Source organism: Micromonospora sp. WMMB235 (genome assembly GCF_001855515.1).
Lineage (GTDB): Bacteria > Actinomycetota > Actinomycetes > Mycobacteriales > Micromonosporaceae > Micromonospora > Micromonospora aurantiaca.
Genome location: NZ_MDRX01000001.1, coordinates 3,139,465 through 3,150,532 on the forward strand (window position 1 = coordinate 3,139,465; position 11,068 = coordinate 3,150,532).

At 73.6% G+C, this 11,068-nt stretch carries 12 protein-coding genes; 9 read left to right on the plus strand and 3 right to left on the minus strand.

From position 1 onward, the window contains the following. Positions 1 to 54 precede the first annotated feature (54 nt). Complete coding sequence (locus BFV98_RS13125) at positions 55 to 1,059, plus strand: ABC transporter ATP-binding protein (protein ID WP_071096470.1); 1,005 nt, start codon at positions 55 to 57, stop codon at positions 1,057 to 1,059. Further along, positions 1,056 to 2,066 carry an ABC transporter permease subunit gene (locus BFV98_RS13130; RefSeq protein WP_013474284.1) on the plus strand — a complete coding sequence of 337 codons (1,011 nt, stop codon included), beginning with the start codon at positions 1,056 to 1,058 and terminating at the stop codon, positions 2,064 to 2,066. Before BFV98_RS13125 ends, BFV98_RS13130 begins: the two co-directional genes overlap by 4 nt. A gap of 85 nt (positions 2,067 to 2,151) precedes the next feature. Here BFV98_RS13130 and BFV98_RS13135 read toward each other — a convergent pair whose 3' ends face one another. Beyond that, on the minus strand, positions 2,152 to 3,357 hold the full coding sequence (locus BFV98_RS13135; protein ID WP_013284437.1) for an ROK family transcriptional regulator: 1,206 nt from the start codon (positions 3,355 to 3,357) through the stop codon (positions 2,152 to 2,154). 124 nt (positions 3,358 to 3,481) lie between these two features. Between BFV98_RS13135 and BFV98_RS13140 the strand changes: the two genes are divergently transcribed. The 4 genes from BFV98_RS13140 to BFV98_RS13155 all read left to right on the plus strand — a co-directional run bounded on the left by BFV98_RS13140 (position 3,482) and on the right by BFV98_RS13155 (position 6,612). Next, positions 3,482 to 4,936, plus strand: coding sequence for a glycoside hydrolase family 3 protein (locus tag BFV98_RS13140; protein WP_013284436.1), 1,455 nt, complete (start codon positions 3,482 to 3,484; stop codon positions 4,934 to 4,936). Positions 4,937 to 5,058: 122 nt separating this feature from the next. After that, complete coding sequence (locus BFV98_RS13145) at positions 5,059 to 5,493, plus strand: hypothetical protein (protein ID WP_013284435.1); 435 nt, start codon at positions 5,059 to 5,061, stop codon at positions 5,491 to 5,493. After that, positions 5,490 to 5,972 carry a thiol-disulfide oxidoreductase DCC family protein gene (locus tag BFV98_RS13150; protein ID WP_030270169.1) on the plus strand — a complete coding sequence of 161 codons (483 nt, stop codon included), beginning with the start codon at positions 5,490 to 5,492 and terminating at the stop codon, positions 5,970 to 5,972. Before BFV98_RS13145 ends, BFV98_RS13150 begins: the two co-directional genes overlap by 4 nt. After that, the gene (locus tag BFV98_RS13155; RefSeq protein WP_013284433.1) at positions 5,911 to 6,612 is read left to right on the plus strand and encodes a TetR family transcriptional regulator; all 702 of its coding nucleotides are present in this window, start codon (positions 5,911 to 5,913) and stop codon (positions 6,610 to 6,612) included. Before BFV98_RS13150 ends, BFV98_RS13155 begins: the two co-directional genes overlap by 62 nt. A 183-nt stretch (positions 6,613 to 6,795) precedes the next feature. On the opposite strand, the gene BFV98_RS13160 is transcribed toward BFV98_RS13155, so the two are convergent. Continuing rightward, positions 6,796 to 7,461: a GNAT family N-acetyltransferase gene (locus tag BFV98_RS13160; protein WP_176921692.1), complete on the minus strand. Its 666-nt coding sequence runs from the start codon at positions 7,459 to 7,461 to the stop codon at positions 6,796 to 6,798. A 230-nt stretch (positions 7,462 to 7,691) separates the two neighbouring features. Here BFV98_RS13160 and BFV98_RS13165 point away from each other — a divergent pair, with 230 nt between their 5' ends. Both BFV98_RS13165 and BFV98_RS13170 read left to right on the plus strand, forming a co-directional pair. Further along, positions 7,692 to 7,877 carry a hypothetical protein gene (locus BFV98_RS13165; RefSeq protein ID WP_013284431.1) on the plus strand — a complete coding sequence of 62 codons (186 nt, stop codon included), beginning with the start codon at positions 7,692 to 7,694 and terminating at the stop codon, positions 7,875 to 7,877. A gap of 108 nt (positions 7,878 to 7,985) precedes the next feature. Further along, positions 7,986 to 8,504, plus strand: a complete 519-nt coding sequence (locus BFV98_RS13170; RefSeq protein WP_013474282.1) for a hypothetical protein — start codon at positions 7,986 to 7,988, stop codon at positions 8,502 to 8,504. A gap of 48 nt (positions 8,505 to 8,552) precedes the next feature. Here BFV98_RS13170 and BFV98_RS13175 read toward each other — a convergent pair whose 3' ends face one another. Then, positions 8,553 to 9,290: a Clp protease N-terminal domain-containing protein gene (locus BFV98_RS13175; RefSeq protein WP_013284429.1), complete on the minus strand. Its 738-nt coding sequence runs from the start codon at positions 9,288 to 9,290 to the stop codon at positions 8,553 to 8,555. 64 nt (positions 9,291 to 9,354) lie between these two features. On the opposite strand from BFV98_RS13175, the gene BFV98_RS13180 reads away from it, so the two are divergent. Next, a complete protein-coding gene (locus BFV98_RS13180; RefSeq protein ID WP_071096471.1) occupies positions 9,355 to 11,067 on the plus strand; it encodes a Na+/H+ antiporter in 1,713 nt (570 codons plus the stop codon). The last annotated feature ends 1 nt before the right edge of the window (position 11,068 follow it).

Consider the following 11,068-nt stretch of genomic DNA (forward strand, 5'->3'; position numbering starts at 1 on the left):
GGTCACCGCTTCCGGAAGGACACCCATGCCCGACCGCTGCCGGGAGGCGCGCGGATGAGCGCGGTCATCGAGATCGCCGGCCTCCGCAAGACGTTCCACACGCTGCGCCAGGGGCGCCGGGTCGCCGTCGACGGCTTCGACATGCTGGTCGAGGCGGGCCAGGTGCACGGCTTCCTGGGGCCGAACGGGTCCGGGAAGACCACCACGCTGCGCGCGCTGCTGGGGCTGGTCCGGCCGGACGCCGGGCGGATGCGCGTGCTGGGTGCCGAGTCCCCCGAGCACCTGCCGGACGTGGCCGGCCGGGTCGGCGCGATCGTGGAGAGCCCGCAGTTCTTCGCCAACTTCACCGCGCACCGGACGCTGCGGCTGCTGGCCCTGGCCGGGGGTGTGCCGACCACCCGGGTGGACGAGGTGCTGGAGCAGGTCGGGCTGCGCGACCGGGGCGACGAGCGGGTCAAGGGCTACTCGCTGGGCATGAAGCAGCGGCTGGCGGTCGCGTCGGCCCTGCTGAAGAACCCGGAGCTGCTGATCCTGGACGAACCGGCGAACGGGCTGGACCCGGCCGGCATCCGGGAGATGCGCGACCTGACCCGGTCGCTGGCCGAGGCCGGGGTGACGGTGCTGCTGTCCAGCCACATCCTCGCCGAGATCCAGTTGATCTGCGACCACGTGACGATCGTGAGCCGGGGGCGGCGGGTCGCGTACGGGCCGGTGGAGGAGGTGCTGGCCGGCTTCGACCAGCACCAGTGGCGGGTCCGGGTGGCCGATCCGGAGCAGGCCGGGCAGGTGCTGGGCCGCGCCGGCCTGTCGGTGGCGGTCGCGCCGGACCACCTGGTGGTGACCGGTGTGCAGGATCCGGAGACGATCAGCCGGACGCTCGGCGAGCAGGGCATGTGGGTACGCGAGCTGGTCCCGCTGCGGCCGGACCTGGAGAGCGTCTTCCTGGAGCTGACCGGCGGCAACGAGCACGTGGCGGTGCCGCGGCAGGTCGACGGCGCGCCGCCGAGCGACGGAGTGATCGACCTCGACGTCCGGGAGATCCGGGAGGTGGACGCGTGAACCTGGTCCGTGCCGAACTGGAGCGGCTGGCCGCCCGGCGCTTCGTGCAGCTCATGGTGGTGCTGCTGGCTGCCGCCTTCGCGGTGACCGTGGTGACCACGCTCGCCGGTTCGCACCGGCCCGGCCCGGCGGAGCTGAGCCGGGCGCAGGCGCAGGCGGCGGAGAGCGTGCGCCAGATGGAGATGACGTACGACCGCTGCCTGCGGATCCGCGAGGGCACGATCCCGCCGGGCGAGAACGACTACCTGCCGCGCGACTGCGCCCAGATCGACCCGGCCCAGATCGAGGAGTTGCCGACCACGGCCGACTACCTCAGCGGTGTGTTCGTCTTCGCCAAGGAGGCCGAGCCGCTGCTCTACTTCCTGATCGCGTTCCTGACGCTGTTCGGGTTCCTGGTCGGCGCCTCCTACATCGGGGCGGACCTGAACTCGGGCGGGGTGGTCAACCTGCTGCTGTGGCGGCCCCGGCGGCCGACGGTGCTCGCCACGAAGCTCGGCACGCTGCTGGGCGGGCTGCTCGGCCTGTCGGTGCTGGCGTCGGCGGCGTACCTGGGGTCCTTCTGGTTGATCGGCCAGGCGTCCGGACTGGTCGGGCGGACCGGCGGCGACTTCTGGCCGTCGCTCGCAGCGATCTGGGTACGCGGGCTGATGCTGGTGCTGCTCGCCGCGGCGCTCGGGTTCGCCGTCGCCACGCTGGGCCGGCACACGTCGGCGGCGCTCGGCACCGTGGCCGCGTACGTGGTGGTGTGGGAGCTGGGGGCGCGGCTGGTGTTCCAGATCCTGGAGGTCGGCCGGCCGGACCGGTACATGCTGTCCAGCTATCTGGCGGCCTGGCTGTCCGGTGAGGTGCGGCTCTGGGACAACAACGCCTGCGGCCCCGGGATCTCCGGCTACTGCGACGGCTCCTACACGCTCACCTGGACGTCGGGCCTGGTGGTGCTGCTCGGGCTCACCGGCGCGCTGGTGGCCGCCGCGTTCACGGTGTTCCGCCGCCGCGACCTGATCTGACCGGAGCCGCACCTCGGCAACTCCTTGCGAACCCTGACGCCATGATGAAGGATTCCTTCACATGGCGCCAGGGTGCACGACGCGGTCAGCCGACCGTCGAGCCGAACACCTCGTCGCGTACGGCGTCCAGCGCGGTACGCAGCGCGCCGCGCAGGATCGGCTCCTCGGTCAGCCCGGTGGTCACCACCCGGGGCCGGACCAGCGTGATCGCGGCGACCTCGTGTTGCACGCGCTCGGCCAGCGCCGCCCCGCCCGCCTGCCCGACCGCCCCGGCGAGCACCACGAGCGGCGGGTCCAGCACCACGCAGGTGCTCGCCACACCGAGCGCCAGCCGCCGGGCCAGCTCGTCGAGCATCGGACCACCGGCGGTGCCGGCGGCGATGGCCGCGCGTACCACCTCGGCGGCCCGGGCCGCCGCGACGCCCTGCTCCGCCGCCTCCGGGCTGGCGAAACCGTGCTCGGCGGCCACCGCGCGCACCGCGTCGGCGCCGACGAGCTGCTGGAACGCCGGCTTGGCCCGCTTGGACACGTCGCGCGGGATGGGCGCGCCGGGCACCGGCAGGTAGCCGATCTCGCCGGCCGCGCCGCTGCTGCCGTGGTGCAGCCGGCCGCCCAGCATGATGGCCAGGCCGACGCCCGCGTCCACCCAGACCAGCACGAAGTCGGCGGTGCCACGGGCCGCGCCGGACTGCGCCTCGGCCACCGCCGCGAGGTTCACGTCGTTCTCGAACACGACCGGGGTGTCCAGGTCCTCGCGCAGCGCGGCGAGCAGGCCGCTGTGCCAGCGCGGCAGGTTGAACGCGAACGTGATGTCGCCGGTCTGCGGGTCGACCAGGCCGGGGGTGCCGAGCACGACGCGCCGGACGGCGGACAGCTCCGCCCCGGCGCTGCTCGCCGCCTGGACCACGGCGTTGTGCACCACGCCGACCGGGTCGTCGGTGTCCTTCGTGGACTGCTCGACCCGGCCGGCCACCGTACCGGTGATGTCGGCGCAGGCCGCCACCACCCGCTCCGCGCCCACCTCCACGCCCACCACGTACGCGCTGCTCGGCCGGACGGCGTAGAGCTGCGCGTTCGGGCCCCGCCCGCCGGCCTGCTCGCCGACCCGGGCGACCAGGCCGCGCTCTTCCAGCCGCTCGACGAGCTGGGACGCGGTGACCTTGGACAGCCCGGTCAGTTCACCGATCCGGGCCCGGGTCAGCGGGCCGCGTTCGAGCAGCAGCTCCAGGGCCGCACGATCGTTGAGCGCCCGCAGGAGTCGGGGGGTGCCGGGCAGCCGGGTCGCACTCATGCCAACGTCCTCAATTTTCAGTAAAGTTTTCTAATCACAAAACGCCTGCCGAGGGGTGCCCGTTAGCGTATCGGCCACCCCCATCCGCAGAGGTCGGACGACCCGGCAGGGAAAGGGGATACTCGTGGGTCTGGATCCAGGACTGCGCCGGCTCGCGCTGGGCACGCTGCTGGCCGCGTACCCGGGACCGGTCCCGCCGGACTGGGCGGTCGACCTGCTCGCCGACGGGCTCGCCGGGCACACCCTGTTCGGCACCAACATCCACGACCCGGCCCAGGTGGCGGCGTCCACGGCAGCGCTGCGCGCCGGCCGCCCCGACGTGATCGTGGCGATCGACGAGGAGGGCGGCGACGTCACCCGGCTGGCGCACGCCACCGGCAGCCCGTACCCGGGCAACGCCGCGCTCGGCGCGGTGGACGACCCCGACCTCACCCGCCAGGTGTACGCGGCGATCGGCGCGGAGCTGGCAGCGCTCGGTATCACAGTCGACCTCGCCCCCACCGTCGACGTGAACACCGCCGACGAGAACCCGGTGATCGGCACCCGCTCGTTCGGGGCGGACCCGAAGCGGGTCGCTGTCCACTCGGCCGCCGCCGTCGCCGGTCTCCAGTCGACCGGCGTGGCCGCCTGCGCCAAGCACTTCCCCGGGCACGGCGCCACCGTCGCCGACTCCCACCACGAGCTGCCCACAGTCGACGTGCCCCCGGCGGTCCTGCGGGAACGCGACCTGCCGCCGTTCGCCGCCGTCGTCGATGCGGGCGTCCGCGCGGTGATGACCGCGCACATCCGGGTGCCGGCGCTGACCGGCGACGGCCCGGCCACGTTCAGCCGCGCGGTCCTGCACGACCTGCTGCGCGTCGAGTACGGCTTCACCGGCGCGATCATCACCGACGCGCTGGAGATGAAGGGTGCCGTGCTCGCCGCCGGCGGGGTCGGTGCGGGCGCGGTGCGGGCCCTGGCCGCCGGCGCGGACCTGCTGTGCATCGGCGCCCGGGTGGACGCCGAGCTGGTCGAGTCGGTCGCCGCCGAGATCGTCGCGGCGATCACCGACGGCCGGCTGGCTCGGGAGCGGGTCGAGGAGGCCGCCGGCCGGACCGCCGCGCTCGCCGCCGCCACCGGCCCCGCCGACGCCCCGCCGCCGGCCGCCGACGGCCTCGGCTACGCCGCCGCGCTGCGGGCGGTACGCGTCGAGGGCGACCTCACCCGCGACACCGCGCCGCTCGTGGTGCAGGTGCACGCCACCTCCACCATCGCCGAGGGGCGGGTGCCCTGGGGGCTCGGCCCGCACCTGGCCGCCGGGGTCGAGCAGGCCCGCGCGGTGGCGGGCGACACCGACCCGGACCAGTTGCGGCGACTCGCCGGGGACCGGCCGGTCGTGCTGGTCGGCCGGCACCTGCACCGGCTGCCCGGCGCGCGCGAGCTGGTCGAGGCGCTGGCCGCCACGCATCAGGTGACTGTGGTCGAGATGGGCTGGCCGGGCGCGTGGCGGCCGGCGGGCGCGCGCGCGTTCGTCGCCACCCACGGCGCCAGTCACGCCAACGGCCGTGCCGCCGCCGACGCGCTCGGCCTGACCGCCTGACCCACGCGCCCCACCCGGCCCGCTGCCCTGAAGGGCGGCGGGCCGCTCTCTTGAACGCGTTCAAATTCTGCCGTACGCTCACGGTGTCCGAGATTTGAACACGTTCAAGAGAGGCGACGGGGATGGACGTGAAGGTCTGGATGTACCTGGCCTACCTGACGGTGAGCATCGGCCTCACCATCTGGGTGGCGCGGGCGCTGTCCCGCAACGGGCTGGTGTTCCTGCAGGACGTGTTCGCCGACAGCCGGCTGGCCGAGGCGGTCAACAGCCTGCTGGTGGTCGGCTTCTACCTGCTCAACCTCGGCTACGTCACGGTGGCGATGAAGGAGTCCGGTCCAGTCGGCGACGCCAGCCAGGCGCTGGAGCAGCTCTCGCTGAAGGTGGGGCTGGTCCTGCTGGTGCTCGGCGCGCTGCACTTCTTCAACGTCTTCGCGCTCGGCCGCTACCGCCGCGGCCGCCTGCGGCAGCAGGCCACCCACCCGCCGCTGCCGCCGGTCGGAATGCTCCCGCCGCAGGGCGGACCGGTACCGGCGGGTCCGAACCCGCCGGCCCGGTGACGTCCGCCCCGCGCGGGCGCCGGCAGGATCCCACCGGGCACGGGGCCGGTGGGATCCGCGGGTTCACCGTCCTGTTCGACGCGGACTGCCCGATGTGCCGGGCCGCCCGGCGGTGGCTCGCCTCGCGCGCCCAGCTCGTACCGCTGGAGTTCGTGCCGGCCGGGTCCGCCGAGGCCCGGCGGCGCTTCCCCGGCCTGGACCACGACGCCACACTGCGCGACCTGACGGTGGTGGCCGACACCGGCGCCGTCTACCGCGGCGACGGCGCCTGGTTCGCCTGTCTCTGGGCGCTCGCCGAGCATCGCGGTACGGCCGAGCGGCTGGCCCGGCCGCACCTGCTGCCGCTGGCCCGGCGGGTGGTGGCGGCGGCCTCAGCGGTCCGCGAACGGATCCGGGAACCGGGATACGGTGACGACGATGACCGAGCAGAGTGCGCCGACGACCGCTGCGGGTGGACAGGGGTCGACGGCCCGGGGTGAGCAGACCCGTCAGCTGATCCTGGACACGGCGATGCGGCTGTTCCGCGAGCGCGGATACGCGCGGACGACGATGCGCGCGGTCGCCCAGGAGGCAGGCGTGGCGGTGGGCAACGCCTACTACTACTTCGGCTCCAAGGAGCACCTGGTCCAGGAGTTCTACGCGGGCACCCAGCGCGAGCACCGGGAGGCGGCCGCGCCGGTGCTCGCCCGGGAGCGGGACTTCGGCCCGCGACTGGCCGGGGTGCTGCACGCGGGCGTCGACGTGCTGAGCCCGTACCACGCGTTCGCGGGCGCCTTCTTCAAGACGGCGGCCGAGCCGACCTCGCCGCTCAGCCCGTTCTCCGCCGAGTCGTCGGCGCCCCGGGACATGTCGATCGCGCTGTTCCGCGAAGCGCTGACCGGGTCCACCGTCAAACTCGACGACGAGCTGCGCGAGGCGCTGCCCGAGCTGCTCTGGCTCGGCTACATGGGGGTGGTGCTCTACTGGGTGCACGACCGCTCGGAGGGGCAGGTCAAGACCCGGCAGCTCATCGACGGCGTGGTGCCGCTCGTGGACCGGCTGGTGGGGCTGTCCCGGCTGCGCGTGCTGCGGCCGGTCACCCGTCAGGCGCTCGCACTGATCCACACGCTGCGTCACTGACTTCGCCGCCGCGCCTGCCAGCGATTGCGCAGGTGAGAGTCCGTAACCGGACAGTGGCACACCCCTTGTTGACCACCAGCACTAACACATAGCGTTACCGATGTCGGGGCCTGGGGGAGAGCAGCGGACCGTGGATCCGGCCCGGGATCCACGGTCCGCGCCAGGCCGGGGATCCGGGCCGGCTCAGCGGGGGAAGACGCCGAACGCGGTGAGGCCGCGATCCGGGAACCCGGCCGCCTCGGCCACCCGGCCGGACGCCGCGTTGCCCGGGTCGTGCAGGTAGGTGGGAATTACCCCCTCGTCGAGCACCCGGCGGGCCGCCTGCGCGACCAGGCGCCGGGCCAGGCCGCGCCCGCGCGCCGTCGGCACCGTGCCCACCGCCAGCTCGTGGCCGTACGCGTCGTGCCGCTTGATCCCCACGCCGGCCCGGTACGCGCCGTCGGCGCCCCGGACCACGAGCACCTCCCGGTCGAACAGCCGCAGCCACGGCGGCAACCCGGCCAGCGTGGGCGGCACCCACTCCCCCACCTCGGGCAGTGGCGCCGGGTCGGTGCACCACCGGAAGACCGAGGTGTGCGCGATGAACTCCGGCATGCCGACCGCGCCCGGCAGGTCGGGCAGCCACTCCCCGAGCGGCCGGTCCCGCACCAGCGTCCGTACCGCCTCGACCCGGTCGGCGGCCACCGAGAGGACGGTGCTGCCGCCCGCTGTCACCGCGACGGCCGGGCGCAGCCGCCCGTCCCAGGCCGGGCGGGCGCGGCGGTAGGACCGGACCACGTGCAGCCCGGGGCCCGCCGGCCACTGCCCCAACCAGGTCGCCAGATGAAGGAAGACCCGCCGGTCGAGCACGTGATCATGGTACGCCGGGACGCCGCGCCCGTGCCTGCGGAATTCGCCGATCGCGGCGCGGTTGAGACGCGCGGCACGCGGGTAGAGGGTCGGCACGCCAGCGACGGGCGCCGATTCCTGGTTCCGCCACCGGCCGCAGGAACCCCGGGCGCTTCGCGGAACCGAAGGCATCGCCCCTGCGTCATATTCATTTCCATACATGGACAAGTTTCTCTGGGACGGTAGTGGTCATGCCTCACGAACCGAATGACCGATTCCAGCAGGACGCGGAGCGCGGCTGGCGGGCCGCCGCAGACGCCGGACGGTTCCCGGCGCAGCCGGCGTACCGCGAGGCCCGCGACCGGGCGCTCTCCTGGGCCGAGCTGAACGCGCAGCCGGCCGGCACCGCCGCCTGGCGTGGCCTCACGCCCCTCTGAGAGGGCGGGCGGCGACACACCGGCCGGGCGGGCGTACCGGCCTTCGCACACCTGTGCGGTAGCGTCTTGTGGTCCGATTTCCGGCCTACGACAGGAGAAGCTCCGCGCATGGGCAAGAAGACGATCCACGTCTCCGACTTCACCGGTCAGGTGCTCAGCCCCGACGACGAGGTGGTCAAGGTCGTCGTCCTGGAGCACCCGGACCTGGTCGCCGGCCCCGTGCAGCTGGACGCCACCGCGGTCGAGGTGGAGAGCATCGACGACGCGGCGCTCGACGTCGCGGTGGTGGAGATCCACGACCGGCACGGCCACGGTGAGCCGCGCCGGGTGGTGCTGACCGCCAGCGAGTTCGACGCGATGGCGACCGACGTGCCGATGGCGCAGCTGCTGCGTACCGCCGAGCGGGTCAAGCCGCCGAAGGCCCGCCGCGCCACCGAGAAGATCGACTACGGCACCATCGAGCACGCCGGGCGCCCGCACCGCGGCCGGGTCACCGAGGAGGAGGCCCGGCTGGTCCGGGAGCACCTCGACGAGGTGAACAAGCGGCTGGCCGACGCCGGCATCCGCCAGGTCGACCCCGCCGACCCGGAGCACGCCGCCCGGTACGGCTTCCCCACCGCAGACTGACACCCGGACGCCGGGCACGCGCCCCCGTGACGCGTGCCCGGCGCGGTGTCAGGCCCCTTTCCGGGTGATCTCGGCGAGCGCCGCCTCGAACGCCGACTCCAGCGCGGACTTCTCCAGGCCGAGGCCGCGCAGCACGCCGTCGTCGCCCTCCTCCTCCAGCAGGGCGAGCAGGATGTGCTCCGTACCGATGTAGTTGTGCCCCATCCGCAGCGCCTCCCGGAAGGTCAGCTCCAGGACCTTCTTGGCCCGTGCGTCGTAGGGGATCAGGTCCGGGACCGGGTCGGCCTTCGCCGGCAGCGTCGCGGTGACGACCTCCCGCAGCCGTTCCAGGGGTACGCCCCGAGCCACGATCGCCGCGGCGGCCAGCCCTTCCGGCTCGGCGAGCAGTCCGAGCGCGACGTGCCCCGGGGTGATCTCGGCGTTGCCCGCGGCCCGCGCCTCCTCCTGCGAGGCCAGCACCACGTTGCGGGCGCGCGGGGTGAACCGGCCGAACCCGGAGTTCGGGTCGAGCGCGGCGGCGGTCTCCGCCTTGGCAGCGGAACGCTTCTGGGCGGCCTGCTTCGTCACGCCCATGCTGCGGCCGATCTCCGTCCACGAGGCGCCGGAGCGGCGCGCCTGGTCGACGAAGTGCCCGATCAGGTGGTCGGCCACGTCGCCCAGGTGGTCGGCGACGAGAACGGCGCCGGCCAGCTGATCGAGCGCGTCGGTGTGCGCCTTCTTGATGCCGTCGATGAGGTCGTCGAGTCGTACCGGCTGGGTCATCTTGAGCGGTTCGGTCTCCTCCATGCGTCAACCATAGGTTGACGATCCGCGACCGTCAACCCTCGGTTGACGGCACCGTCCGCATCGCATGATGATCTCGACGCGGGTACTGTCGGTCGAGGTGAGCACCCATTCGACACTGCTGTTCGTGCTCGCCGCCGTCGCGGTCGTCATCGCCGTGCGGTGGGTGGCCTCCCGGACCGGCCTGCCGGCAGCCGCGCTGCTGCCACTCATCGGCATCGCGTACGCGCTGCTCCCCGGCCCCAACGTCAGCCTCGACCCCGACCTCGTGCTCATGGTCGTGCTGCCGCCGCTGCTCTACAGCGCCGCGCTGGACTCCTCCCTGCTGGACATCCGCCGCAACCTGCGGATCGTGGTCAGCCTCTCCGTGGTGCTGGTGCTCCTCACCGGACTGCTCGTGGGCATCGGGTTCCACCTGTTCGTGGCCGGCGCGACGCTGGCGGCAGGCATCGCCGTCGGTGCCGCGATCGCGCCGCCCGACCCGGTCGCCGCCCTGGCCGTGGGCCGCCGGGTCAACCTGCCGCCGAAGATGGTCACGATCATCCAGGGCGAAGGGCTGCTGAACGACGCCACCGCGCTGACCATGCTCAGCGTCGCTGTGGCCGCCGCCGTGGGCGGCACGTTCTCGTTCCCCGCCGCGATCGGGCAGTTCGTGCTGGCGGCGGCCGGCGGCATCGCGGTGGGCGTGGTCGTCGCACGGGCGAAACGGCTGGTCCGGCCGCTCACCGCGGACCCGCTGCTGTCGAACGCGATCTCGCTCGCGACGCCGTTCGTGGCGTACCTGCTCGGCGAGGCGCTGCACGTCTCCGGCGTACTGGCAGTGGTGGTCGCCGGCCTGATCGTCGGCCACCAGACGCCGCAGTTCGGCTCCGGGGCCGCCCGCCTCCAGACCAACGCCGTGTGGCGGCTCGTCGACTTCCTCCTCGAAGGCTTCGTCTTCCTGCTGATCGGCCAGCAGCTCCCCGCCGTCATGCGGGGCCTGCGCCAGTACGAGACGTCGACAATCGTCATCGCCGTCGCCGTGTCGGTCGGCGTGGTGCTGCTTCTGCGCCCGGCCTGGCTGATCCTGACCCAGTGGCTCCCCCGGTCGCTGCACACCCGGCTCGGTGGCGTCGCCGAACAGGACGACACCGACGACCCTGATGCCGCACGCCGGCTCGGTGGCGTCGACCGCAACGCCCGCGGGCTGACCTCCCGCGAGGTGGTGGCCCTGAGCTGGTCCGGTACGCGGGGCGTGATCAGCCTGGCCGCGATCTTCACGCTGCCGCTGACCACCCGTAGCGGAGATCCCTTCCCCGATCGTGACCTGCTGCTGTTCTGCACCTTCGTGGTCGTCCTGGTGACGCTGGTCGGGCAGGGCCTGACGTTCGCGCCGCTCGTGCGCATGCTCGGCCTGCGCGCCAACGAGGCCGACCAGGCCCGGGTACGCAACGAGGCCCGCTCGGCCGCGGTGGAGGCCGCGCTGGCCCGCCTCGACCTCGTCGCCGCCGAGGAGCCCGACAGCAGGGTCGCCGTCAACACCACGCGGGTACAGTTGCAGACCCGGCTGGCCCGCTACCGAGGGCGGCTCGACCTGCTCCAGCAGAGCGGATCGTCGGAGCTGCCCACCTCACCGGAGTACGAGACGGCGCTGCGGGTCCGCAGGACAGTCCTCGAAGCGCAGCGCGAGGAGTTGCTGCGGTGGCGCGACTCCGGGCGGCTGCCGGACGAGGAACTACGCGTGCTGGAACGCGAACTCGACCACGAGGAGCTGCTGCTGCCGAAGCGGGCGCCGGGCTGAC